25 protein-coding genes are annotated in these 25,759 nt (G+C 40.6%); 13 read left to right on the top strand and 12 right to left on the bottom strand.

Annotated elements, in window-relative coordinates:
• Nucleotides 1-156 precede the first annotated feature (156 nt).
• The 5 genes from yihI (at nucleotide 157) to JEP36_RS05870 (ending at nucleotide 5,592) form a co-directional block, all read left to right on the top strand.
• On the top strand, nucleotides 157-654 hold the full coding sequence (yihI, locus tag JEP36_RS05890; RefSeq protein ID WP_196534093.1) for a Der GTPase-activating protein YihI: 498 nt from the start codon (nucleotides 157-159) through the stop codon (nucleotides 652-654).
• A gap of 225 nt (nucleotides 655-879) precedes the next feature.
• On the top strand, nucleotides 880-2,319 hold the full coding sequence (locus JEP36_RS05885) for a DUF4026 domain-containing protein (protein ID WP_198626292.1): 1,440 nt from the start codon (nucleotides 880-882) through the stop codon (nucleotides 2,317-2,319).
• Between the two features lie 410 nt (nucleotides 2,320-2,729).
• Nucleotides 2,730-2,966: a ferrous iron transporter A gene (gene feoA / locus JEP36_RS05880; RefSeq protein WP_036914344.1), complete on the top strand. Its 237-nt coding sequence runs from the start codon at nucleotides 2,730-2,732 to the stop codon at nucleotides 2,964-2,966.
• Between the two features lie 48 nt (nucleotides 2,967-3,014).
• Nucleotides 3,015-5,342, top strand: a complete 2,328-nt coding sequence (feoB, locus tag JEP36_RS05875; RefSeq protein ID WP_198620095.1) for a Fe(2+) transporter permease subunit FeoB — start codon at nucleotides 3,015-3,017, stop codon at nucleotides 5,340-5,342.
• A 19-nt stretch (nucleotides 5,343-5,361) separates the two neighbouring features.
• On the top strand, nucleotides 5,362-5,592 hold the full coding sequence (locus tag JEP36_RS05870; RefSeq protein ID WP_100159654.1) for a FeoC-like transcriptional regulator: 231 nt from the start codon (nucleotides 5,362-5,364) through the stop codon (nucleotides 5,590-5,592).
• A gap of 94 nt (nucleotides 5,593-5,686) precedes the next feature.
• Here the strand turns inward: JEP36_RS05870 and bioH are convergent, their stop codons facing one another.
• Nucleotides 5,687-6,454 (bottom strand): pimeloyl-ACP methyl ester esterase BioH, encoded by a 768-nt coding sequence (gene bioH, locus JEP36_RS05865; RefSeq protein WP_198629975.1) that lies wholly within the window; start codon nucleotides 6,452-6,454, stop codon nucleotides 5,687-5,689.
• Nucleotides 6,455-6,490: 36 nt separating this feature from the next.
• On the opposite strand from bioH, the gene gntX reads away from it, so the two are divergent.
• From gntX to glpD, 6 genes are all read left to right on the top strand, one after another.
• Complete coding sequence (gene gntX / locus JEP36_RS05860) at nucleotides 6,491-7,183, top strand: DNA utilization protein GntX (protein WP_198626290.1); 693 nt, start codon at nucleotides 6,491-6,493, stop codon at nucleotides 7,181-7,183.
• Nucleotides 7,184-7,243: 60 nt separating this feature from the next.
• Nucleotides 7,244-7,822: a Fe-S biogenesis protein NfuA gene (nfuA, locus tag JEP36_RS05855; RefSeq protein WP_109373704.1), complete on the top strand. Its 579-nt coding sequence runs from the start codon at nucleotides 7,244-7,246 to the stop codon at nucleotides 7,820-7,822.
• A gap of 181 nt (nucleotides 7,823-8,003) precedes the next feature.
• Complete coding sequence (gene glpE / locus JEP36_RS05850) at nucleotides 8,004-8,330, top strand: thiosulfate sulfurtransferase GlpE (protein WP_069369522.1); 327 nt, start codon at nucleotides 8,004-8,006, stop codon at nucleotides 8,328-8,330.
• Nucleotides 8,331-8,349: 19 nt separating this feature from the next.
• Complete coding sequence (glpG, locus tag JEP36_RS05845) at nucleotides 8,350-9,189, top strand: rhomboid family intramembrane serine protease GlpG (RefSeq protein WP_196533936.1); 840 nt, start codon at nucleotides 8,350-8,352, stop codon at nucleotides 9,187-9,189.
• Nucleotides 9,190-9,227: 38 nt separating this feature from the next.
• A complete protein-coding gene (locus tag JEP36_RS05840; RefSeq protein WP_006534541.1) occupies nucleotides 9,228-9,986 on the top strand; it encodes a DeoR/GlpR family transcriptional regulator in 759 nt (252 codons plus the stop codon).
• Between the two features lie 288 nt (nucleotides 9,987-10,274).
• Entirely contained in the window at nucleotides 10,275-11,768 is a 1,494-nt protein-coding gene (gene glpD, locus JEP36_RS05835) for a glycerol-3-phosphate dehydrogenase (protein WP_198620098.1), read from the top strand.
• Nucleotides 11,769-11,893: 125 nt separating this feature from the next.
• On the opposite strand, the gene JEP36_RS05830 is transcribed toward glpD, so the two are convergent.
• Nucleotides 11,894-12,247 (bottom strand): DUF488 domain-containing protein, encoded by a 354-nt coding sequence (locus JEP36_RS05830; RefSeq protein ID WP_109373708.1) that lies wholly within the window; start codon nucleotides 12,245-12,247, stop codon nucleotides 11,894-11,896.
• A gap of 278 nt (nucleotides 12,248-12,525) precedes the next feature.
• Here JEP36_RS05830 and metF point away from each other — a divergent pair, with 278 nt between their 5' ends.
• Nucleotides 12,526-13,425 (top strand): methylenetetrahydrofolate reductase, encoded by a 900-nt coding sequence (gene metF / locus JEP36_RS05825; RefSeq protein ID WP_109373709.1) that lies wholly within the window; start codon nucleotides 12,526-12,528, stop codon nucleotides 13,423-13,425.
• Between the two features lie 50 nt (nucleotides 13,426-13,475).
• Here the strand turns inward: metF and JEP36_RS05820 are convergent, their stop codons facing one another.
• From JEP36_RS05820 to JEP36_RS05775, 10 genes are all read right to left on the bottom strand, one after another.
• Entirely contained in the window at nucleotides 13,476-14,066 is a 591-nt protein-coding gene (locus JEP36_RS05820; protein WP_198620099.1) for a DUF4291 domain-containing protein, read from the bottom strand.
• A 196-nt stretch (nucleotides 14,067-14,262) separates the two neighbouring features.
• A complete protein-coding gene (locus JEP36_RS05815) occupies nucleotides 14,263-15,360 on the bottom strand; it encodes a Fic family protein (protein WP_160230792.1) in 1,098 nt (365 codons plus the stop codon).
• Between the two features lie 108 nt (nucleotides 15,361-15,468).
• Nucleotides 15,469-16,470 carry a LacI family DNA-binding transcriptional regulator gene (locus tag JEP36_RS05810; protein ID WP_198629974.1) on the bottom strand — a complete coding sequence of 334 codons (1,002 nt, stop codon included), beginning with the start codon at nucleotides 16,468-16,470 and terminating at the stop codon, nucleotides 15,469-15,471.
• Nucleotides 16,471-16,524: 54 nt separating this feature from the next.
• Nucleotides 16,525-18,042, bottom strand: coding sequence for a tripartite tricarboxylate transporter permease (locus JEP36_RS05805; RefSeq protein WP_198629973.1), 1,518 nt, complete (start codon nucleotides 18,040-18,042; stop codon nucleotides 16,525-16,527).
• A 19-nt stretch (nucleotides 18,043-18,061) separates the two neighbouring features.
• On the bottom strand, nucleotides 18,062-18,523 hold the full coding sequence (locus JEP36_RS05800; protein ID WP_109373714.1) for a tripartite tricarboxylate transporter TctB family protein: 462 nt from the start codon (nucleotides 18,521-18,523) through the stop codon (nucleotides 18,062-18,064).
• A 57-nt stretch (nucleotides 18,524-18,580) separates the two neighbouring features.
• On the bottom strand, nucleotides 18,581-19,555 hold the full coding sequence (locus JEP36_RS05795) for a tripartite tricarboxylate transporter substrate binding protein (protein ID WP_232797607.1): 975 nt from the start codon (nucleotides 19,553-19,555) through the stop codon (nucleotides 18,581-18,583).
• Nucleotides 19,556-19,575: 20 nt separating this feature from the next.
• Nucleotides 19,576-20,628 (bottom strand): sialidase family protein, encoded by a 1,053-nt coding sequence (locus JEP36_RS05790; RefSeq protein ID WP_198620100.1) that lies wholly within the window; start codon nucleotides 20,626-20,628, stop codon nucleotides 19,576-19,578.
• 22 nt (nucleotides 20,629-20,650) lie between these two features.
• The gene (locus JEP36_RS05785) at nucleotides 20,651-21,580 is read right to left on the bottom strand and encodes a dihydrodipicolinate synthase family protein (RefSeq protein WP_198626286.1); all 930 of its coding nucleotides are present in this window, start codon (nucleotides 21,578-21,580) and stop codon (nucleotides 20,651-20,653) included.
• A 10-nt stretch (nucleotides 21,581-21,590) separates the two neighbouring features.
• Entirely contained in the window at nucleotides 21,591-23,237 is a 1,647-nt protein-coding gene (locus JEP36_RS05780; RefSeq protein WP_198629972.1) for a signal transduction protein, read from the bottom strand.
• Between the two features lie 50 nt (nucleotides 23,238-23,287).
• The gene (locus JEP36_RS05775) at nucleotides 23,288-24,874 is read right to left on the bottom strand and encodes an FGGY-family carbohydrate kinase (RefSeq protein WP_109373719.1); all 1,587 of its coding nucleotides are present in this window, start codon (nucleotides 24,872-24,874) and stop codon (nucleotides 23,288-23,290) included.
• Between the two features lie 440 nt (nucleotides 24,875-25,314).
• Here JEP36_RS05775 and JEP36_RS05770 point away from each other — a divergent pair, with 440 nt between their 5' ends.
• Complete coding sequence (locus tag JEP36_RS05770) at nucleotides 25,315-25,743, top strand: hypothetical protein (RefSeq protein ID WP_198620102.1); 429 nt, start codon at nucleotides 25,315-25,317, stop codon at nucleotides 25,741-25,743.
• Nucleotides 25,744-25,759 lie beyond the last annotated feature (16 nt).

Genomic DNA, 25,759 nt, shown 5'->3' with positions numbered 1-25,759 from the left:
TTAGTCGTTAATTGACGTCACAACACAGTAAAGTATAGTGAAATGAACCGCACATTGTACGTGAGCAAAAATTAAATTGTCTTAAATTTGCGCTTTTATTGAAATTTTGTTTCTGATAGATTGCGCAACCAAGAAGATCACTATCGAGTTACCATTATGAATATGATTAAAAGAAAGCCCGCAGCTAAAGCACGTAAGAAATCGCGTGAAGAGCTGAACGCGGAAGGACGTGAACGTAAACGTCAAAAGAAACACCGTGGCAATCCTGCCGGTAACCGTCAGCAGGAAGCGGAAAATAAACAGCAAGCGAACAATACAGCGCCGAAAGATCCACGTATTGGTAGCAAAAAACCGATCCCTCTGATTGTGGGCGATGCACCAAAAGTTGCGAAGAAAAAACCTGCGCCAGTTAAAGCAGAGCCCGTTCGTTTAACGCCTGAGCAAGAGTTAGACCTATTAGAAAACGATGCACGCTTAGATGAATTACTGTCTCGTCTTGAAAACGGTGAAAAACTCAACGCAGAAGAGCAGGCTTATACTGAGAAAACCCTTGATCGCATTGATGAATTAATGGTTGAGCTAGGTATTGAGTTTGAAGATGATGACGATGAAGAAAAAACTGAAGACATCATGCAATTATTGAAAGGTAAATAATCAAAAGGCTAATCATTTGCCTTGATTAGCTTACATCTAACGGATATCAATAACTTATTGATATCCGTTATTTTTTATAGCTCGCTCTCTCTTTTACTTTTCATTAATACTCATTATTAACAATAGATTAAATAACCCTCTCAAGCTCAGATAACTCCATCTATTCCTCTCTTGTTATCCCTGATATCCTATTTTTCTATCTTTAATATACGAGTGATAAAAAATATGGATAACAGACAGCAGTACTTAGATATCGCAGCTGGGCAAGGAGAAAAAGTGCCCTCTCGTATAGTGGCCTTTCCTGCACAGCCACTAAACTATGCGCTTATTGAACAACGCTTAGAAGAACAGACCGATTACACTGATGGTGAGATAAATTATCTAAGTGAAAATATTGACGATGGTTTTTTCTATCGCTGCCAACATGGTGATGACGAGTTACATTTTTTTGTCTGTCTTTACCCTCGTGATAAAGATTACGAAATACGTCCAATGTATTCGACTGATGAACTTACACCACAACTACTCGCGCATGCGAATTCAACAACTCAAGATTTATTATTAGAAACACTTTTTACTGAAACTTTGCATCCTTTAGCAAGCTATCGCCATCAACTGAATTTTCTTAATATCATCGCACCTGAAATGGTCTTAGCATTAGATGAATCAGCGGCAGGTAAGGCATTAACACCTGAGTGGATACGCTTCCAATTAGAAACGCCCGATCTCTATCCTGAAGTAGAAAGCTTATATGTTATTCATGCTGTCTATGACACAGAAAATGATCCACCAACGATGTTCTGGTTTCATACGCATGGATTAGCGCGCTGCGGTTTAACCGAAGTCGATTTAGTTATTCCAAGTATGCTTGAATCTTACTATGGTATTCCTGAGCTCTTCCGCTGCTTTGTTAACAACAGTATTAATCATCGTCAAATTGAATTTGGTGAACCAATGCTTTGTGGTCAAACATCATCAGGTTTGGAGTATCTTGTTGCATTACCTTTTGAAGAAGGTATTCGCCATATTAATCAATCAACACCTCTCGAAAATCTTAGACCTTTAGAAGAGATGCGTTATGACACAGAAGGCGCACCAAATGGTGTTTTCTTGGGTGATTTAGCCGATCGTGATGAATATCATCAACATCCTTCCTCTATGCTATTTAGAACCAATGAAGAAAATCCGGTTTTAGAAACCTTCTTTAAAGGTTATGAAGAGCAGCAAGCGATGATGCTACTGCGTAGCAATGAAGAAACCTATGAGATGTCTGAAAAAGCCAAGCGACGCTGGGAATACTTCGTTTCTATGTTTGATAACTACAATCAACCACCTGTTGAGAAAAAAAGTGGTTTTCTCTCCAAATTATTAGGAAAAGACAAACCCGAAGAGACTGAAAACCCGTGGCAGTTTATGATCAAATTCGGTATTCCTTATGGTGAAGAGGAAGAGCTAGAGCATATGTGGTTTGTGCCACAGTCTCGTGATGGAGACACCGTTTATGCAAAATTACTCAACGTGCCATTTTATGTTGAGGATATGCAAGAAGGTGAAATCTATCCTATCAACACCGCATTAATAACTGATTGGGTCGTTTCATACGAAGACAATAGTTATACCCCGAACAATATTTACCAACTTTTTAGCCACCAGCAAACTCACTAATTAGCGGGTATTCACAATAACAACGCGAGCTTTTCATTTAAAAAACGATGAAGAGCTCGCCATGCTAATCGCCTTAAAATCTGCTGTCATATTGTGACCCGTTAATATTATCAATTGATTGTTATATTGTTGCTACATTGACATTTCAAATCTTCACATTCTGTTTTTGTCTAGTAACAGATAAGGTAAACAGTCTATTTTCATCTCAATATCTTTTCTCTGGTTGATTTAAATCAAGTGCAGATATGCATAGACTAGGCTAAATTATACCCAATAAGGATAATTATAATTCTCATTAGCATTAAAAATATTTATTATAATTAACCTTAATATTATTATGTGAATTCTCATACACGTTAATAATTATCAGTATCATTATTCTTTGTATCAATATTCGTGGAAGGACAATCATGTCTCTGATCCCAAATCACAGTTATAAAATCTTGAGCTACTCACCTCAGATTAGCCCAGCATACAGACAGAAATTATTATCTTTAGGTATGTTACCTGGCGCTGTGTTTAACGTTATTCGTATCGCACCACTGGGTGATCCTATTCAAATAGAAACGCACCGAGTATCCCTAATTTTGAGAAAAAAAGATCTCGCACTCATTAATCTTAGCGAAGTGGTTCATAACGAAAAATAATCGTTATTTCTCATTCAACCAGGCAAGACAACTATTGGCATCACTATTATGACTCCTCTCACTATAGGCCTTATCGGTAATCCCAATGCTGGTAAAACAACACTCTTTAATCAGTTAACAGGCTCTCGCCAGCGTGTAGGTAACTGGGCGGGTGTAACGGTCGAACGCAAAGTTGGTCGTTTCACAACTGCAAATCATAAAATTGAGCTCGTCGATTTACCCGGAACTTACTCTTTAACGACAATCTCAGAACAGACATCGCTTGATGAGCAAATTGCCTGCCATTTCATTTTAAGTAATGAAGCAGACATGCTGATTAACGTGGTTGATGCATCAAATCTTGAGCGTAACCTCTATTTGACATTGCAACTACTTGAGCTTGGTATTCCGTGTATCGTGGCATTAAATATGCTCGACATTGCAGAACACCAAGATATGCAAATTGATATCAAGGCACTTTCAGAGCAACTGGGTTGCCCTGTTATTCCAATGGTTTCAACCAAAGCATCAGGTATTGATAAACTCAAAGAAGCCATTGATACCTTCCCTGCTGAAAAGAAAAAACCACAAGAATTACTGACGTCTTATCCGATATGGTTACTTAATGAAGTCGAGGCACTTGCTGAAAAAATTAATCACGATGAGTTTAATTTACAGCAACGTCGTTGGATGGCATTACAGTGTTTAGAGGGTGATATCTATACTCACCAACGTGCTCAAGTCACTAGTGAAGATATCAAAACCATTCGCCAACGAATTCAAGACGAACATAACAATGAACCCGAATTAGTCATTGCAGATGCCCGTTATCAAAATATTGAGCGTATCTGCCATACCGTGATTAATATGGAAGCCATTAAGCCGAATATTCTGACGCAAAATATCGATAAAGTGATATTAAACCGTTGGTTAGGTGTTCCTATCTTCCTGTTTGTTATGTACTTAATGTTTGTGCTCGCAATTAACATTGGTGGTGCTTTACAGCCTGCTTTTGAAGGTGGCTCTGAAGCTATCTTTATCCATGGTATTCAATGGATTGGTGCAACCTTTAACTTCCCTGAATGGCTAACGATTTTCCTTGCTCAAGGTGTCGGTGGTGGTATCAATACCGTTCTGCCATTAGTGCCACAAATCGGGATGATGTACCTGTTCTTATCTATTCTTGAAGATTCAGGTTATATGGCGCGAGCTGCCTTTGTGATGGATAGATTGATGCAGGCTCTGGGTTTACCAGGTAAATCATTTGTACCACTTATTGTCGGTTTTGGCTGTAACGTACCTTCCATTATGGGTGCGCGTACACTGGATGCACCAAGAGAACGTCTGATCACTGTATTAATGGCACCGTTTATGTCCTGTGGTGCTCGCTTAGCAATCTTTGCAGTTTTTGCCGCTGCATTCTTTGGCAAAAATGGCGCGAGTGTTGTTTTCTCGCTCTACCTTCTCGGTATTGTCGTCGCCATTCTCACTGGTTTACTGTTAAAACACACCATTATGCGTGGTGAAGCCTCACCTTTCGTAATGGAACTGCCGGTTTATCACGTTCCTCACCTAAAAACGTTACTGATGCAAACATGGCAACGTCTAAAAGGCTTCGTGGTACGTGCAGGTAAAGTCATTATTATCGCCAGTATGTTTATTGGTGCGTTAAACAGCTTTACCTTCTCAGGTAAACCTGCGGATAACATCAATGATTCTGCATTAGCGTCTGTCAGTAAAGTGATCACACCATTACTTCAACCTATTGGTGTTCACAGTGATAACTGGCAAGCAACGGTTGGTTTAGTCACTGGTGCAATGGCGAAAGAAGTGGTAGTAGGAACATTAAATACCCTCTATACCGCAGAAAGTATTGTTAATGAGCCTTTTGATCCTGAAGAATTCGACCTATGGGGCGAAATTGGTGACGCCTTTGGTGAAACATGGGATAGCTTAAAAGAAACCTTCACGCTAGCTGCGCTTTCTAACCCAATTGAAGCCAGTAAAGGTGATGGCGAAATGGATACCGGTACAATGGGCACCATGGGCGCTAAATTTGGTTCAGGCATTGCGGCATACAGCTACTTAATCTTTGTTTTACTGTATGTACCTTGCGTTTCAGTCATGGGTGCTATTGCCCGTGAAACAAGCCGTGGATGGATGACTTTCTCTATTCTTTGGGGATTAAATATTGCTTACTCATTGGCAGCCCTGTTCTATCAAGTGGCAACCTTCAGTGAACATCCACAAAGCAGTGGCATAACGATTGCTGCTGTGGTTATCTTCAACTTAATTTTATTTATCTTGTTGCGTAATGCGCGTAGTCGCCTAACAATTAACTTAAGCAATAAACCTTCATTATCTAAACAATGTTGTTCAAAAGGTAGTTGTCACTAAGTGACAAAGGAAAAGTAAGATGGCAAGTCTGATAGAAGTACGTGATTGTATCGCCCTTAATGGTCGAGCCGATGCCCGTCTTATCAGCCATCAACTCAATATGCCTGAACCTTTGGTGCAAGCAATGTTAGAGCGGCTCACATTGATGGGTAAGCTTGAAGAGGTGGATGTAGAAGATTGTCTCACAGGCAGTTGTAAAAGTTGCCCTGAAGCCACCGCATGCCAAACAAAGCTTTATCAATTACGCTGATACGTTATAAAAAAACTAAACCCCTATTTATTGTAGGGGTTTAGTTTTTCTCCAAGAAAAACAATATTCGGGTTCTATCTTGACGGATCTGAAATCATTTTTTACATGCGTTAATAAGTACATCACTAAATTCATCAGGGTGCGAAATAAACGGAGCATGTGCAGCATTACGGAAAATAACAGAAGGCGATTGAGGATAAATAGCATCTAATAATCCAGCCACTTTTCGAGGCACTAACCCATCTAAATAACCATAGAAACGAATAAAAGGGCAACGCAAAGCTTTCAACTCTTCTCGTAAATCTTCAGTACGCAAAATTTCTAGCCCCCCATTAAGAACCTCAACAGAAGGCAGTGGTTGATCTAATACCACGGATTTTAACGCTTTCATATCCTCACGCGCACTCTGGGTGCCTAACGTTTGTAGCGCTAAAAAGCGCTCAACGGTGCGATGAAAATTCTCATTTAATTGCTGCTCAAAGCCTTTTAAAACCTCAGGTTTGATACCTGGCCAATCATCATGGGCGCCAAAGCAAGGCGAAGATGCCACCGTAACCAAGGCTTGTACATGATTGGGATTATCTAAAACCACACGGCTCGCCACTAATCCACCTAAAGACCAACCTAACCAAATTGCATTTTCAGGGGCGTTGGCAAAAACAATCTCTGCCATCTCTTTTAATGTAAGAGCAGGAAAACCTTGGCTACGACCATATCCAGGGAGATCAACGAGATGCAGTGTAAAATGCGAGCTTAATCGCGGTATTAATGATTGCCAAACCTGTGCATTCAATCCCCATCCGTGTAATAGCACAAGATGCGTTTTTCCTTCACCTATTGTCTGCCAATACAATTTATTCATTGTTATGCTCTCTTTTCTTTTACAAGGATGTTCATTATGTGGATAACAATAGCAGGATATTGTTGGTTATGTCGTCAACCCTTACATTATGATACTAAAGGTATTTGCTCGAGTTGTATTCGTTATTTACCTAAACAGCATAATCGTTGCCCATGCTGTTTATATCCCTCATCCCACTCTATGATGCTATGTGGACGCTGCTTACAATCGCCTCCACCATGGAAACAGATGTTGACAGTCACTGACTATCAACCGCCATTAAATAAATTATTACACCTTTATAAATACCAACCTCGCCCTCAAATAGCGTTATGTCTTGCACGACTTTTTCTATTGCGATGGCTTTCACATCGGCGAGAAAATTTGGTGCAGAAACCCGATAGAATTATTAGCGTTCCTTCACATCGTCATCGCCGTTGGTCTAGGGGCTTTGAGCAAGTAGAAGCTATCGCTAAGCCTTTGGCAAGGTGGCTAAATTGTGCTTATCAACCGGATACCCTGATAAGAACTCGTGCTACACTGGTGCAAACGCATCTTAATGCCAAGCAAAGGCAACAAAATTTAAAGAATGCATTTGTATTAAATAACACAGTGTCGGTATCAGGGAAAAATCTGGCACTAATTGATGATGTTATCACTACAGGTGCGACATTAAAGAGCATTATACCTTTGTTATTTCGTGCGGGAGCACGCTCTGTTGAGGTATGGGCGATTTGTCGAACCTTGTAGTTAACCGCCAATTGGGCGTATGATAACCAACCAGAACAGTCAACTATTGAGCAAGACGATATGATTATTATTACTGATGCCGCACAGGCGCATTTTGCCAAACTACTGGCTAACCAAGAACCCAACACCCAAATTCGTGTATTCGTTATCAATCCAGGCACACCTAATGCTGAATGTGGCGTTTCATATTGCCCACCTGATGCCGTAGAGCCAAACGACACTGAAATTAAATTCGAAAAACTTTCTGCGTATGTTGATAACATCAGCGCACCTTTCTTAGAAGATGCGGAAATTGACTTTGTCACTGACCAACTGGGCTCACAATTAACCCTAAAAGCACCTAACGCAAAAATGCGTAAAGTCGATGCTGATGCACCGTTAATTGAACGCGTAGAATACGTACTACAATCACAAATTAACCCGCAATTAGCGGGTCATGGTGGTCGTGTTAGTCTGATGGAAATCACTGAAGACGGTTATGCTATCTTACAATTCGGTGGTGGTTGTAACGGTTGTTCCATGATTGATGTCACCTTAAAAGATGGTATCGAAAAAGAACTGTTAAACCTGTTCCCAGAAGAGTTAAAAGGTGTGAAAGATTTAACTGAACACCAACGCGGTGAACACTCCTACTACTGATATCCCTCAGTATCACATCCCCTATGGTACTCACCTGCACTGATATCATGGGGGATTTGTTTATTAAAATAATCATTTACAAAGTGTAACGTCATCTTTACCGATTTGACGTTATGATAAATGTATCGTTCTCTCGCTCAGAACAAATAAATCAATTAACAATATAATAAATAAGACAATTATGGATAAGTTTCAATTTCTCAGCATTGAACAAGCCTATCAATTCTGGACATCTCAATCGGCGATATTAGTTGATGTAAGAGATCCCCAGAGTTATCGCATAGGTCATGCTACCGGCGCATTTCATCTCACTAATGATACGCTAAACCAATTTTTACAAGATGCTGATTTTGATGTGCCTGTTATGGTGATGTGTTATCACGGTCATAGCAGCCAAGGTGCAGCTCAATATCTGGTCAATATGGGCTTTGAAACCGTTTATAGTATTAATGGTGGTTTTGAAGCATGGCTAAGAGAGTTTCCACAAGCGATAACTTCTCTGCAATAACTACAGATGAGTTTTATTAATGATCCACATTATTACGCTTTCTAACCCTCAAGCGGCTGATTTATTTGTCAATTATATGGCAACGAAAGGTGTGCGAATTCACGCAAAAAATGAAAATCAGCAAATCTCACTTTGGTTAGAAGACCAACATCAGTTGGATATGGTTGAAAAAGAACTAAACACTTTTCTACGTGAGCCTTTTCACCCACGCTATCAAGCTGCAAGTTGGCAAACTGGTGATCCGCAAAAAACAGGCATAAAATATCGTCCTGCATTTTCGATAAAAAATATGGTGCAACGATCAGGCCCTTTAACGGTACTGGTGATTATTTTATGTATCCTCGTTTTTATCTGGCAACAAGTGGTGGGTGACTATAATGTTATGCTCCACCTCGCATGGCCTTATGAAGAGAGTCTAGACTTTGAAGTCTGGCGCTATATCACGCCAGCTTTTGTTCATTTTTCATTGATGCATATCGCCTTTAATCTCGCCATGTGGTGGTATCTCGCCAGCCAAACAGAACAGCAACTCGGCACCAGTAAATTATTTGTGATTATGCTCGTTTCTGCGCTATTTAGTAATTGGGCACAATCACTGTTTACAGACTCCAACTTCGGTGGACTTTCTGGTGTTGTGTACGCATTAATCGGCTATGTAGGCTTAACGGGCATACGTAATCCAGAAAAAGGTATTGGTGCGCCAACAGGCTTAATCGTCTTTTCGATTTTGTGGATTGTAGCGGGTTATATGGGCGTTTTAGGTGACTCTATCGGAAATGCCGCACATTTTGCAGGCTTCCTTATCGGCTTATTGATGGCTTTGTGGGATAATCGACATCAATTATCTCGTGGATCATAATAAAATTAACATGATATTTTTAACATTAGGGGACACCTGTGAAGCAAACGCAACGACATGATGCCATCATTGAACTGGTACGCCTACAGGGCTATGTCAGCACTGAAGAATTGGTGGAGCATTTTGAAGTCAGCCCACAGACAATCCGACGTGATTTAAATGAATTAGCGGAAAAGAACAAAATCCAACGTCATCACGGTGGTGCAGCATTACCATCAAGCTCCGTGAATACGGCTTATCATGATCGTAAAATTATGTGGTCTGATGAAAAATCACGTATCGCACAACGAGTAGCAAGCTTAATTCCAGATGGTGCAACACTGTTTATTGATATCGGCACAACACCTGAAGCTGTCGCACATGCATTAATTAACCACAAAAACCTACGTATCGTGACCAACAACCTCAATGTGGCAACGTTACTGATGGGCAAAGAAGACTTTCGCTTAATTCTTGCGGGTGGTGAAGTGCGTACACGAGATGGTGGTATTGTCGGTGAAGCTACGCTTGATTTTATCTCTCAATTCCGTCTTGATTACGGTATTTTGGGGATAAGCGGTATTGATATGGATGGTTCTCTACTTGAGTTTGATTACCATGAAGTTCGCACTAAACGCGCAATTATCGAAAACTCACGCTGTGTAATGTTGGTGACTGACCATTCTAAGTTTGGTCGTAATGCAATGGTTAATTTAGGTAATATGAATCTGATCGATTACTTATTTACCGATCAAGAACCACCAGCGGGGATCCAAAAAATTGTTGAGCAGCACAACGTTCAACTCGAATTATGTTAATTTAGCAATTCTCCTAAAAAGTACCTCTCGAGGTACTTTTTTTTCGTCTATTCTCAATAAAAACCTGATTAACTTATTCTATTTTCTCTCTTTTTTGTTAACACATTAACAATGTTGTTTATTTCTAATAAACACACAGTTTATGTGGATATGATAATAAATTGTTATCCATATCACGCGGTTATGTTTTTTATCAGTTATATAGTTGGCATTTTCATCAAACTTCATTACAATTATGAGCGAAAACGAACATTAAAGAATTGTTTCGCGCATTCGTAGGAGGATGTTATGAAAACTCAAGACTTGATTGTCATCGGCGGCGGAATAAACGGCGCTGGAATTGCGGCGGATGCAGCTGGCCGAGGCCTTTCAGTACTTATGCTGGAAGCTCAAGACTTAGCAAGTGCGACATCTTCCGCAAGCTCTAAACTTATTCATGGTGGTTTACGTTATCTCGAACACTACGAGTTTCGCTTAGTGAGCGAAGCACTGGCAGAGCGTGAAGTATTATTACGCTTAGCGCCACATATCGCATTTCCAATGCGCTTTCGTCTGCCACACCAACCCCATTTACGTCCAGCTTGGATGATCCGCATTGGTTTATTCCTTTATGATCATTTAGGAAAACGCGTGAGCTTACCAAGCAGTAAAGGCATTAAATTCGGCGCAAACTCTGTTTTAAAACCTGAATTAACACGCGGTTTTGAATATTCAGACTGTTGGGTTGATGATGCACGTTTAGTGGTACTCAATGCACAAGAAATCGTTCGTCGTGGCGGTGAAGTACGCACACGAACTAAAGTCACTCGTGCTTGGCGTGAAAATAATTTATGGATGGTAGAAGCACAGGATTTACGTACTGGCGAAACCTCGCTCTATCAAGCAAAAGCACTTGTCAACGCAGCTGGCCCTTGGGTTAAAACACTGTTTGATGAAGGCTTAAAACTGAAATCACCTTATGGTATCCGTTTAATTAAAGGTAGCCATATTGTTATTCCTCGTGCTCATAACGAACCACAAGCGTACATCTTACAAAATGAAGATAATCGTATTGTCTTTGTTATTCCTTGGATGGATGAGTTCTCTATCATCGGTACTACGGATGTTGAATATAAAGGCGATCCTAAAGACGTAGCGATTGATGACAATGAAGTTCAGTACTTACTGAAAGTCTACAATGATCACTTCAAGAAACAACTGACCAAAGAAGATGTGGTTTGGGATTACTCTGGTGTGCGTCCATTATGTGATGATGAATCTGATTCACCACAAGCGATCACGCGTGACTATACCTTAGATGTTCACGATGATAATGGCCAAACTCCTCTGCTATCGGTATTTGGCGGTAAATTAACCACTTATCGTAAATTGGGTGAACACGCCGTTGATAAACTCATTGCTTATTTCCCTAACATGGGTAAAGCATGGACTAAAAATGGTCAATTACCGGGTGGTAATTTAGAAGGCTGTGATCGTGATGGTTATTCACGTTTAATTCGCCAACGTCACCCTTGGTTACCAGAAGCACTGGCACTGCGTTTTGCACGTACTTATGGTAGCAATACCGAATTACTGCTCGAAGGCATTACTGATTTAGCGGGTATGGGCGAAAACTTCGGTCATAACCTGTATGAAGCAGAATTACGTTATTTAGTGAAACATGAGTGGGTTATCGAAGTTGATGATGCAATTTGGCGTCGTACTAAACTCGGCATGTGGCTAAATGACGAACAAAAACAACGCATTACCCAATGGTTAGCAGCAAATACTCAAAATTCATAAGAGTAGTCATACTATTCTCTGACTCTGTTCGATGTTTTTATTAGCAATTTTTGTGGCGCCTAATACCGCGCCACTTTTTTTTGCTTTTTTCATATCAAAATCATCGAAATACCCTAAATTAACCACTATTTAAGCTGTTTTTCTAGAAAGGCTTTTAACACGGTAGCATTGTTTTGTTGCTCATCTTTTCCTGAATAAAGTAATACCAAAGGCTTCTCTTTTGCTATCGCAACAAGCGATTGCCAATGTTCTGGTGCCGCCATTAATTCTTGGAGATAACGTTGTGTGAATTCAGCAAAATCACCGCCGCCTCCATGAAACCATTTTCGTAATTCGGTCGAAGGCGCAACGCCTTTATTCCACTCGTCATAATGAAAATCGGTCTTTTTCACACCTCTCGGCCACAGCCTATCGACTAATACGCGATAACCTTCATGCATCCCGTCTTTATCACCATAAACACGTTTACAAGTGATCATTTCACCTCCCATCAATCAGTTAGTTCGCTTTATTGTAGAAGAAAAATCACCCAACTTATCAGGTGATACACTCACTTTTCTCACAAATACGTCTTACAACATGAATTTTTCTCTTATTGTGACTGAATTATCCTCATCAAAAATAGGGTGAATAGTTGTTGACTAAATAACCTAATTAAGAGAATCTACATCTAGACGTCTAAATGGTTAGATGGGCAAATAAGTAGTGATACTTAATAAAAATAACAACACAGTGACACGATTGATGAGGTACAGGTATGAGCTTTTATCACGCAAGCCAACATGAAGCGCTAAACCAAAATCTTGCTGAACTTGATGGCCAGATCCAAGTTTCCTTTGAATTTTTTCCACCTCAAACTGAGGAGATGGAAAACACCCTTTGGCAATCTCTTGCGCGCTTAAATACCTTAAAACCGAGCTTTGTCTCTGTCACTTATGGCGCAAATTCAGGTGAACGTGATAGAACACACTCCATTATTAAAGGCATTAAAGAACGTACAGGACTAGAAGCGGCTCCTCATTTGACCTGTATTGATGCCAGCCGTGAAGAGTTACAGCATATCGCACAAGATTATTGGCAAAGTGGTATTCGCCACATTGTGGCATTACGGGGCGATTTACCTGATAACACTCAAAAACCTGATATGTACGCCACCGATTTAGTGCATTTACTTAAAGGGGTGGGCGATTTTGATATTTCTGTGGCGGCTTATCCTGAAGTGCATCCTGAAGCCAAAAGTGCGCAAGCAGATTTAATCAATTTAAAAAGAAAAGTCGATGCCGGAGCCAACCGTGCGATCACCCAATTTTTCTTTGATGTCGAAAGCTATTTACGTTTTCGTGACCGCTGCGTTTCAACAGGTATTGATGTTGAAATTGTGCCAGGAATTTTACCTGTCACTAATTTTAAACAGCTAAAACGCTTTGCTGGTTTAACCAATGTAAAAATTCCGGGTTGGATGCATAAAATGTTTGATGGGTTAGATAACGATCCTGAAACCCGTAGTCTAGTAGGCGCTTCTATTGCCATTGATATGGTGAAGATTTTAAGCCGTGAAGGAGTCAAAGATTTTCACTTTTATACACTTAATCGTTCAGAATTAACGTATGCTATTTGCCATACGCTGGGTGTTCGCCCTGAACTTATCAAAGCATGATCCTATAACACAATTACCCCGCCAATTAAGCGGGGTGACATTTTGATGAATTATTCACCAAAGTGATAAGGCTTTTCTACGGGTAATAGGCTGTATGCGGTGTCTAAATCACCATTAGCAATACAAGTATCTATTTTACGTACCTTATCGGTAATATCTGTAATATTCACAATCCACTCTTTGCAGTATTTTTCAACGGCTTGATTACGCAAGCCAATTTGAATGGTGCGATAGCTGAGTCGATTAAGATAAATATCACGTTCAGGATCCCACTGAATGCGAATATTACTGGTTTCTGATGCCTCTTTCCACGCGTCTGCACTGGCGTAACGGTCTGGATCAAAATGACTCACAACACCTTGTGTCAGCATCTCTTGAAAACCTTCATGTGTAATATCAACCGCAAGAATAGACGCTTGATTAGCATCTTTGCGTCCCCAGCCAGAACGGTACATCATCCAAAGAAAGGAAGGTTTTACCCACGTCATGCGGGTCATACTAAAAGGGGGCGAAACAAAAGTTCCGTTTGCGACTGCGCTCTGAGCAATAGTATTAGAATAGGCTTGGTAAACACGAACAAAATCATCCGTATAATATGCCCTTACTTCGCACTCAGGACATCGGTCAACATCATCGTTCATCTTTCTTTAATATCCTTTTATATTAATAAAATGGAACTATACGCTTAAATTATGAGCCTCTGATCACAGATAATCAAGAGCCCCTATTTTTGTTAAGACTCTATAAATAGAGTAACGCGCGTTCACAAAAATAAAAAAAAGAATAACAGTAAAACAAACAGACTCATGTCGCGATTGTGGTTTAATAATAACAAACCTAGTCTTGCAAAATATATCTCACACTCCGTCCACCAGCACCGCTATCCGCTAAAAAGCCGTGTTCAACCAGAAATGCTAAATGCCTTGTCGCACTGGCTCGGCTGACTTTTGCTACACTTTTATATTGGCTATTATTAATTCCATCAACAAAATCCCCACCAAGCATTCTATTAATCACTTTTGATTGCTCTGATGATAACAACGCTTGATCGTGAGTTTGCCAATATTTTGTTGCCCTTACTGTATTATCAATTTCATGGGTCGCATCCAAAATCGATAATTGAAGCATTTGTAAAAACCATTGAAGCCATAATGTAATATCGCCATCACCTTTTTGCATATTTTCGATGACGTCATAATATTCTTGGCGATGCTCATTAATCGTTTTTGACATTGCATATAGCCTTACTGTTTTATTCTCAGCTTGAGCCAATGCTAAATCCATAATTAATCTGCCTATCCGACCATTTCCATCTTCAAATGGATGAATAGTTAAAAACCAAAGATGTGCAATAGCCGCTCGAATAATTAAATCAGGTTCATAATGAGTTCTCGTTTCATTAAACCAGTCTAAAAATAAAGCCATTTCTGTTTCTATTGATTTTGGTGGTGGTGCTTCAAAATGAACAATGGGCTTATCAATTCTTTTACCCGAAACAACCTGCACAATACCTGTTCGATATTGCCCTGAAGTAATCGGATTTAAAATAGAGTGTCCCTGAGGAAATAAGAGGTTATGCCACTGAAATAACCGCTCATGCGTTAATGGCTCATCTAAATTATTAATCGCATCTAATGCCGCTTGAACAAAACCTTCTGATTTTTCATCAGTAGGATATGTTTTTTCCTCTACAATGCCTAATCGAGTTGCTAATGAAGAGCGAACAGAAAAAGCATTTAACTTTTCACCTTCAATATCACTCGAATAAATAATATTCGCCAAAATAGAATCTAATGCTGAAGTGCTATTTTCAGGCAACATTTGGCTTTGCCCATAAAGCATCCCTTGAATAAAACGGGTATCAATAAGCAAAGGTATGATTGTATTGCTTTTAAATCTGAAATGAGTCCAGTTTGAATGTTGCCAAATCCACATAAATCACCCCATGAGTCAAATACAAACTCTATTCTACTCACAAAGTGAGGCGAATAGAAAGCTTAATCTACTCACAAAGTGAGGCGAATAAGTTTGCTAATTGACTCATTAGGCTGGAATGAGACGTTCAATAAGCTGTGTTTTGATAAGTGCAGGCGCTTTCACAACAGTGCCTGAAATTTTTGCCGTCATGATTTCAAAGGCTTTTTCTACCAATAACGCTTCGTCCTGCTTCATGGACCACACATTATTCGGTAAAAAGCTGAGCATCACATGATCATCGAATGTACCAATATGAAGACGAGCAGGGATACTCCCTTCACGTTGACGGATAACACTCAATAAACCTTCAAGAATAGGCAACGATGAAGCAATAAAATGAGAAGGTATTTGCTGATGTTGTTCCAAATACTGTTTCATCATCCGCTCACCATCTTTGGTCGTATTATGTTCAGCATAAGAGACAGTGACGCGGTTATCATCACCATAATGCCCTTTTATGGCTTGCACATAACCGCGCAAACGAGCGGCAATAGTTGGTAATAATGCATCACCCGCAAAAAAGTGGATTGGCGCATCTTGCTTTATCATCGCTCTTGTCAGCTGAGCACCACTGTCACAGTTATCTGAAGCGACACAAATAGCTTCACTAACAGAGAAATCTCTATCTAAAAAAACCAATGGTTTTTGACGATGCTTAACATGATGTAGCTGATTTTTGCGGCTAGACGAAACAATAAAAATGCCATCAACATTGCGCTCGTCCATTGATTTAACGAGCTTATTTTCATTTTTGATATCACCATAAGTACAGCTAATCGTTAGCTGACAACCAATTTGGTGACAATGCATCTCTAATTTTTCAGCTAAAGCGGCAAAGAATGGGTTAGAAAGGCGAGGAATAACCAATCCGTAGGTATCTGTTTTATTAAGCTTTAAGCTTCTAGCCGCATGATTGACGGTATAACCAAACACCTCAACATAGTCTGCTATCTTCTTTTGCGTTTTTGCACTGATCCGGTATTGATCACCTTTGCCATTTAATACCAATCTGACTGTGGTAATAGACAAATTCAGGTCATTTGCAATCTGTTCAACTGTTTTTGCCATTAATATTCCATCATTGATATAGCCCTCATCTTAATGATGAGGGCTGATTAACCTTTATTGAGCAGGCTTAGCTCGGTATTTCTTCCACATCGCTTTTAACGAAGGTCCAATAATGGGTAGGATCAACGTCAGTATCGCAATACCTAAGAATGTCGCTGTAATTGGGCGTGTATACAGGATAGATAAATCACCCTGAGACATCATTAAAGCACGGCGTAAGTTTGATTCTGCCATCGGCCCTAAGATAATCCCGATAACCACAGGAGACATGGAGAAATCAAGCTTAATCATAATGTAAGCGAGTAACCCTGCCCCCATCATCACAAACACATCGATGATGCTATGGTTCACAGAATAAGCACCTACACTACATAATACAAAGATAATTGGTACTAATACGCGACGCGGAACATCCATCACTCGAACGAAGAGTTTCATACATAAGAAACCTAAGATACCGAGGAAAATATTCGCCATCATCAAACCAATAAAGATACTGTTAACTTCAACTGGATTGTCAGTAAAGAGCTGAGGCCCTAATGCCAATCCTTGAACCATAAATGCACCCATGATAATAGCAGTTGCACCATCACCTGGAATACCTAAGGTCATTAAAGGCACCATGGTTCCGCCTGTCACTGAGTTTGCACCGGCTTCTGGTGCAGACACACCTTCTGGTGAACCATGACCAAACTCTTCAGGGTGTTTAGACCAACGTTTTGCTTCGTTATAAGAGATAAATGATGAGATATCTCCACCTGTACCCGGAATAGCTCCAATCGTTGTACCAATAGCAGAAGAGCGTAAATATGTTGGTAATACGCGTTTAAAATCTGCCCACGTTGGTAATACACGGTGAATACGTGCATTAATTTTTTCGTTTTTCTTCTGCTTACGCTCACGGTACTCTTCTTCGAAGCTAATAAGTCCTTGAGAGAAAGCAAACAGGCCAACTAGGATAGGAATAAATGAAACACCACCCATTAAATACACAGTATCAAAGGTAAAACGAGGTCCTGATGTCATCGGATCAAGTCCAATGGTTGCGATTGCTAAACCAATTGCCCCGCCCATTAATCCTTTCACAATCGATTGCGATGATACACTGGTAATAATACTTATGCCAAATACAGCGAGTGCAAAATACTCAGCAGCAGAGAAACCCGTCACTACTTTTGCCAATTGAGGCGCAATAACAATCAGGGCAATCGTACTAAAGATCCCCCCAAACATAGAGCCCATCGTAGATAAACCCAGTGCTCTTCCTGCTTCACCTTTTTTCGCCATTGGATAACCATCCAATACCGTAGCAGCAGAAGCGGGTGTTCCTGGTGTACTTATTAGTATTGCGGTAATTGAGCCACCATATACGGCACCACAATACATCCCCAATAATAATAAGATCCCTGTCATTCCTTGGAAGGAGTAAGTTAATGGGAGAAGCAATGCAATCCCCATATTCACTGTTAGGCCTGGTAATGCGCCGATAATAATACCCGCGAATACCCCCAACAGGATCATCGTTATCGTTTCCAGACTGAAAACGACCATTAAAGCGTCTAGTATTTCCATCTCAAAGCTCCTTTACCGCTTACTCAAAAAAGACGGAGGTTGGCAGAGGTGAATTAAAGATAATGTCAAAGAAGACATAAACGGCGGCAACCATTACGACTGGAATAATAACCAGCGCAATAGGCTTTCTTTCATTCATCAACCACATAATGATTGGGATAAGAAGCAATGACGGAATAATAAAACCAAAAAAATACAAGCCAGTTGCATATAGCAGCATAAAAATGCCTAAGCCATAAGCACGCTTAACCGCAGTCGAACTTAAGTCAACAGATTGGTGAACGTGTTTTACTTTTTGCACAATCACACCTATCCATTGAAAAATCCCCAGTAAAACAAATAAGATGGCTAAACCATAAGGCCAGAAGCGCTCTCCTGGTACACCATATTCATCAAACATACTCATATCACGGGAGAGATAGATAATAAGTAGCCCAAAAGCTACTGAAATCGCACCGATGATTGTATTGATTTTAGTCATGTCGGGATCTCCCCGACCCTATCCAGCTTGCGGATAGGGTGGTTTATCATAGAAAGGTTATTTTTTCAGAGTTGCTGAAATTAACTCAGCATACATTTCGTGGTCTTCTTTCATCATTTGGTAAGCATCGTCACCTGTGATGTAAACAGGCATAATACCTTGTTTTTTCAGTGCTTCTTGATATTCAGGTTTTTGAACCACTTCAGAGAATGCACCGACTAACTCTTTCTTCACGTTATCAGGGACATTAGCTGTTGTTGCTAATACAGCCCAAGCACGCATTTTCACGTTAGTGTCTAATTTCAATGCTTCTTTGAAAGTAGGTACGGCTGGGAATAATGGGAAGCGACGCTCATCCATTACACCAAGAACACGTAGAATACCAGCATCAACTTGAGATTTAACTGCACCCGGCGTTGTTAATACGCCATCAAGGTGGTTACCCACTAAAGCAGCGATTGAAGGGCCTGTACCTTCGTTATAAGGGATATGGTTAAATTTAGCCCCCGTGGTACGTTCGATATTAACACCCGCTAAGTGATAAATAGCACCCATCCCTGAGTTACCCACTTTCAGTTTACCTGGGTTCGCTTTCGCGCCATCGATAAACTCTTGTAACGTGGTGTAAGGTGATTCTGCATTAACAACTAGCACCACTGGATCAGCGATAGTTGTTGCGATTGGGGTGAAGTCTTTATAAGTAACTGGTGATTTTCCTTGGTGTGGGAACATCGCAAGTTCAACGGTTGTCATTACTAATTTCGTGCCATCTGGACGCGCATTAGCAACTTCAATCAGACCCGTTAAACCATTACCCGCAGGCTTATTCACAGGAACGAAAATACGTCCAGCCGGCATCACATCTTTTGCAAATTCAATGATAGTACGTGCAGAAGTATCAGTACCACCGCCTGGATTTTTCGGGATGACAACATCAATATTTTTTGTAGGATACGTTAACTGTTGGGCAACTGCGTTCCCCATGCCCAGTGTCATCGTAATCGCCAACGCTGCGAGTAGACTCTTTTTCATAAAACCCTTTCTCCACATTTTTATTGAGTAGCCATTAACTGCTGATAAACAATGTTTTTTCGGTTCCAAGTAAAGGTCACGTGTAGGGTATTGTTTTCAGCAATAATAGCCGGATATGAAAATTCGCCTTCCCCATCGAGTAAATCGAATGGTTCAGACCAAGTACTGCCATTATCGGATGAAAGACTGACAGAGATGGGATAACGACGACTCCAGTTACCTGAATTCGGGTTATACACCAATGCCAGTTGACCATCTGCGAAGGAGACGACATCAATGCCGCTATTATTATTTGGTAATATTGTTGCATAAGCTGGACACCAACTGCGCCCATAATCCGTTGAATCGCTACGATAAATCGTACCGCGCGTACTCCGCATCATGGCATGCACATGCCCAAGCTGGGATTCCCATAGTGTTGGCTGTATCACGCCATCCCATTGAAAAACGCGTTGTAGATCAGTCTCCCATAAGGCATCGTCCTTTAAACCTTGCCAGATTTCATGTTCCGTCTGTTCACCTTTATGATGTTCAATTGGAATATCTACTCGCAACCAGTGTTGACCGTTGTCACTCGAAATATCGACAAACGCATCCCAGAATTGGTCATCCTCAACCGATCCTGGTGCCAACCACTCGCCATTCGACATCACTAACACTTTATTTTTCACAGGACCTCTAGGTGCTACATCACCAGAAACCAATTCACTCGGTAAACTCCAGCTATTTCCGCCATCCTTCGAGATAACGTATTGGGTCGTCCAACTATGTACATCGGGACCCGTTTTATAAAACAGCCAGATATTACCTGTTGATGGGTCAACATGTAAAACTGGATTCCAGTGCGCAACACCCGGATTTTTAACAACAGGCTGAGCATGTTGCCAATGATCACCCTCTTTCATCACTAGCCAGATAGCGGTATTACCGCTACCTTCTTTATCACCAGCGAAAAAAGCGGTTAACAAACGCTCAGAGTTAGGCACACGCACAATCGTTGAAGCATGGCAGTGATTAAAAAGTGAATGTGCATTATCAAGCACAAACTGGGTTTCCTTCATCACGAAAGGCATATTCCTACTCCTGTGTCCTAAATTAATCTAACGAAAGCCACTTCTTCATATTTTCACCCAATGCAGTCATGCTATTGACGGCAGAAGGGAAAAATGAGTTTTCAAACTGACTACTGTTACGGGAACGGCAGACCAGTGTGCTGAAGTTACCAATCAGGCGCTGATGATATTTAGCGCATGCTGGATAATCCAGTGTTTCGGTCATCGCTGCTGTTGATAAATAATCAGCTAACACCGCAGCCTGCTCTGGTTTATCTTTCCAATTCTCATAAAGCCAAACATAAAGCTCTGGATGGAAGTTTGCCATAACACCGCTATATGCCTGACATCCAGCTTGGAATGAAGCTAATAGCGTTTGACTGTTAGCGTTTGCAAGATGCAAACGAGTTCCTTTTGATAATGCCAAACGACGTTCTATCATCGGAAGAGAACAGCACGTATCTTTGATAAAGGTAAAGCGATTACTTTGTGCACACCACTCTACAATCTCTTCAGATAACAAGCGCTTGTAAGGATAAGGGCATTCATAGATACCCAAATCAATCTCTTTTGGCACCACATTGGTTAAGACTTGCAGTGTTTCCATCGCTTTATCATCTGACTCCCCGACAAGAGCCAAGCGATTACTGATCATAATGACGCCATCGACGCCAGTACTCGCCATTGCCTGCAATTGTTCTTTTTGCTGACTTAATGCGGTTGCAGTATGACCAGAAGCAACTACAGGTACTCTTCCATCTGCTTTTTCAACGATAAAACGGGTAATTGCTTGAGTTTCCTCATCACTTAAATAAAACATTTCGCTTGATTGGCAGGCGGCAAATAGTCCATGTACACCAGAATCGATATACCAGTCTACAAGGCGCTCTAATGACGCCCAATCAATCTCCCCTTTGGCATCAAAAGGGGTTAGCATAACAGGCCAAACACCGACGTATTTTTGCTGACTCATCATCAATTCCTTACAGTAAGTTAATGGCATCGCCTGCCACTTTCACTTGGATACCTTGAGTCAGTGCTTGAGCAACGAATGCTTTTAGCACAAACGCCAATTTATCTTCATCAACATAAGCCACAGTAATGTGGTTACTTTGATGTCCCGCCATAAGGTCATCACGAGTTACGCCATCTAACGTACAGTTCAGTAATGGCCATTCGTAGTTAGTTGCTCTACGGCGACGTTCAAATTCTGCTTCAGGTAATTCTACCGCCACACCTGTACCGATATGCATAATCACATCAGTACCTTCATAGTGTGCACGACTCCATAACAAGCGTCCTGCCTTGCCTTGACCCGCGATAGTTGAACCCCCTTTAGGGAAGAACATCGGAGGCTGGCGATAACCTGTTGCACCTTTTAGGCCACCTTTGAGGTGTTCAAAAGGAACAGAGCCTGAAATTTCCATATCCCAGTAGAATGTTCCTTCATACTCACTACCCCAACGAATATCATGTAGTGTAGTTTCAGCCGGTAATCCTAATGATGTTAATAAACGCCATAACATCGTTTGAGGAATAGCCGTACCCATATCCACTTCGTTGATACAAGGAATTGGCGTGTTAGGGCAGATAATCTCGCCGTTTTCATCTGGTAATGGGAAACGCGCGGTCGAACCAATCGCACCTTCAGCAAAGTCAGATGCAGGGCAACAATCTTTTAAGCCCTGCTGATATTGCACACCCACCGCAGTTAAACCAAAACGTTTTACGAAACGCGCCATTGCAATCATCATGGCGCACTGCTCCATCACTTGTTCACGAGTGAGTTCAGTTTTGTCATCTTGACCAAACATAAACGTCATCCCGTTATCTTCGTACCACTGTAAACATGCCTCTCTTAATTCTGTCGGTACTTTCGCCATTTCGACCAGTAACGCAGACTGAGAAAGGGATTCAATTGGCATACCAATATTGATCATTGCCTGTTGTGGGAAGACCCCGTTAATCATTCCCATACAGAATGTATCGAACAAACCGATTATTTCTTTATTTTTAATTATATATTCGCCGACTTTGCGACCTACTTCGCCGGCTTCTGTCGCCATTACCCTGTGTGTTGGCGCAATATCTGTAAGATAGTTAAGCTTATGATTTACATAGCCATATTTTAACCAAGTAGCTAAACCATCTACAAAGAATTCATCATCAAACTCTTCTGACCATAAACGTGAATAATTTTTACCTAAACTGGTCATCGTACCCGCTAAACACAACATGCCCACCAGACCCGGCCATGTACCATCAAAGTTAGCCAGCAGTAAAATAGGGCCACGATGGTGTGCTAAAGAAGAGGCAATATGGTGTGAATATTGCCATGCGGTTAATAACACAATCACTGGTGCATCAGGATCGATTGCAGCAAACATATCGCAACCTTCACGCTGACTGCTGATAAAACCATGACCGCGAGCTTCATTAATCTCATGAGCACGCTTCATTTTGTAACCTTGAGCTTCTAATGCTGTAGCCAGTTTATCTTCAAATTTTTTCTGTACAGGCCAGCAAGTTACGTTTGCAGGCTCACGTAAGTCTGCGTTGGTGACCATCAGGATCTCTTTAGAACCTGCTGTAATGGTCGTTGGTAATTTTGGTAGATTTAAGTTCAACATAAGGTATCCCTGGTAAGGTAAACTCGGTTCATAATCGGAAAAATTAGTGGTCAACAATCTGACATCATTTCGTTATAACGCTGCTGATCTTGATACATCTGCAAATAAACTTGATATTTGGCCTGATGGAAGGCAAACGTGTCGCTATCTGGTGCGATAATGCCACCTTCTCGTACCATTGCGCTGGCAGCTTTAGAGAAATCATCAAAGGCTTTACACGCTACGGCACCTAATAATGCAGCCCCTAAATTCACTGCATCTTCTTCTTGCGCTAAATGAATTTCACGGCCTGTCGCATTAGCATATTCGCGTAGCCACAATGGATTTTTCGTTGCACCACCACACATCACGATGCGATTAATTTGATGTCCAGCATCTTCAAGTGTGTCGATAATATGACGTGTGCCATAAGCAATAGATTGCAGTGTTGCAAGATAATAACGAGCCAATGCAACACGACCACTTTCCAACGTTAATCCGCTTACCATACCTTTTGCGGCAGGATTAGCACGTGGAGAGCGATTACCATGGTGATCAGCTAAAACATGAAACTGTGCGGTTGGATATTGTTCTGTTTCTTCCAATTCAGCGACAGCTTCATTTAATAAGGCGTAGTAATTCACCCCTTTTTCATTCGCTTCTTGTTCTAATTCAGCCCATGACTCATGACGACGAATAGACCACTCGACTAACGCACCAGCAGCACTTTGACCGCCTTCATTTAGCCATAAGTCTGGTAACATCGCGCCAAAGTAAGGTCCCCAAACACCAGGTACCATAATGGGATATTGACTTACGATCATATGGCAGTTAGACGTACCACTGATAATTGCCAAACTACCTTCAGGTTGTGATGCCGTTAATGCCAACCCACCCGCATGTGCGTCAATAATGCCTGAAGCAACAATGACACCCGTGTGCAAGCCAAACGCATTGGCAACTGACTCATCTAAACAACCCGCTTGTTCACCTAACGCAAGGATGGTTTGTGGTACTTTTTCTAATAATTCATCCAAACCTACATCGGCTAACAAGCTCTCACTAAATTGTCCCTGATGTGCTAAATAGTTCCATTTACAGGTTAATGTACAGGTACTTGCTACATCCCCTGATGTTGCTTTCCAAACTAAAAAGTCAGCTAAATCAAAGAATCGCCATACGTTTTGATAACGCTCTGGATAATGATTTTTTAACCAGAGAATTTTTGGCAACTCCATTTCAATACTCACTTCACCACCGACATATCGCAGTGAAGGATCATTGGTCAGATTGATGGTAACTGTTTCTTGTACAGCACGGTGATCCATCCACATGATGATATCTTGTTCCGCTTTGCCGCTCGGTGAAACAGAAAGCCCTTTGCCATCCTTATCCACAGCAACTAAAGAACAAGTGGCATCAAAGCCAATAGATTTCACATGGATAGGATCAATAGCTGATAACGCCACCGACTCTTTTACAGTCGTGCAAACCTGCTGCCAAATATCGGTAGACGATTGCTCAACGAAATCCGTTTTTGGGCGGAATTGAGCAATAGGGCGGACAGAAAAGCCCAAACGCTTTCCATTGCTATCAAATACCGCTGCACGGACACTGGCTGAGCCAACATCAACGCCAATAAAATATTGTTGTTCCATGCGAACCCTCATCATTTGCTAACGCTATGCTAATTTTTGCTACTTCGAGTTAGCAAGTTAATTCGAGCATGCTGAAAAAACAATCACAATAAGATTAGTTTGTGATGCAGATCTACATGGATAATTTAATATCATGATTTTATTGATAATTTATTTATTTGGCTTTATGCGTTATTTAGATGACATACTGAATCGATTATGTTCGTTATGAAGCTAACGAACATTTAATTAATAAGATAAGTAAAAACACTTATAAAAATAGCAATATTTCGACAATAAATACCCTTTTATAAAAAGATATCTCTCTAATAATAAGAGATATTATTCAAAAAATAATAAAATAAATAAAAACAATAATATTCCTATTGCTATAACGCTCTATTACTTTACTTTTAATAAGTTAATTTAAATTTATATATTCTTTTTTGGAGCATTTAATTATGTTGAAAAATATTGCTATTAGTCTTTCTCTACTGCTTATTTCCTCTTCTACCTTTGCAGCGACATTAGCTGAAAAAGAATTACAACAAAAATTCGAGGAGAATATTCAATCTCGTATTGTTGATTTAAATAAAAGCTGTGATGCCAATATAAAAGTCATGTTTGATTGGTCTGCATTTACTGCTGATGATTTAAAAACAACAGGTATTGATAGTTATTGTAGCGAAGGATTAAAAGGCGTAATTAATACTTGTGAGAGCTCAAAAATAGCACAAGAAACGGTAAAAGAAAAAATACAGAATATTACCTGCTCTAAAGCAACACCACGTAGTATTGAGCTCAAAGAAGGCACGCTGAATTTTGGTATTGATTTCAATGCTGCAAACGATGCAAAAGCGGTTCAAGAACATTTAATGAATAATCTTTAATTTTTGCCAATAAAAG

The sequence above is a fragment of the Proteus sp. PR00208 genome (assembly GCF_016238545.1).
Lineage (GTDB): Bacteria > Pseudomonadota > Gammaproteobacteria > Enterobacterales > Enterobacteriaceae > Proteus.
Note: the sequence above shows the minus strand (reverse complement) of the source record. Positions and strands in the feature narration are given on the sequence as shown.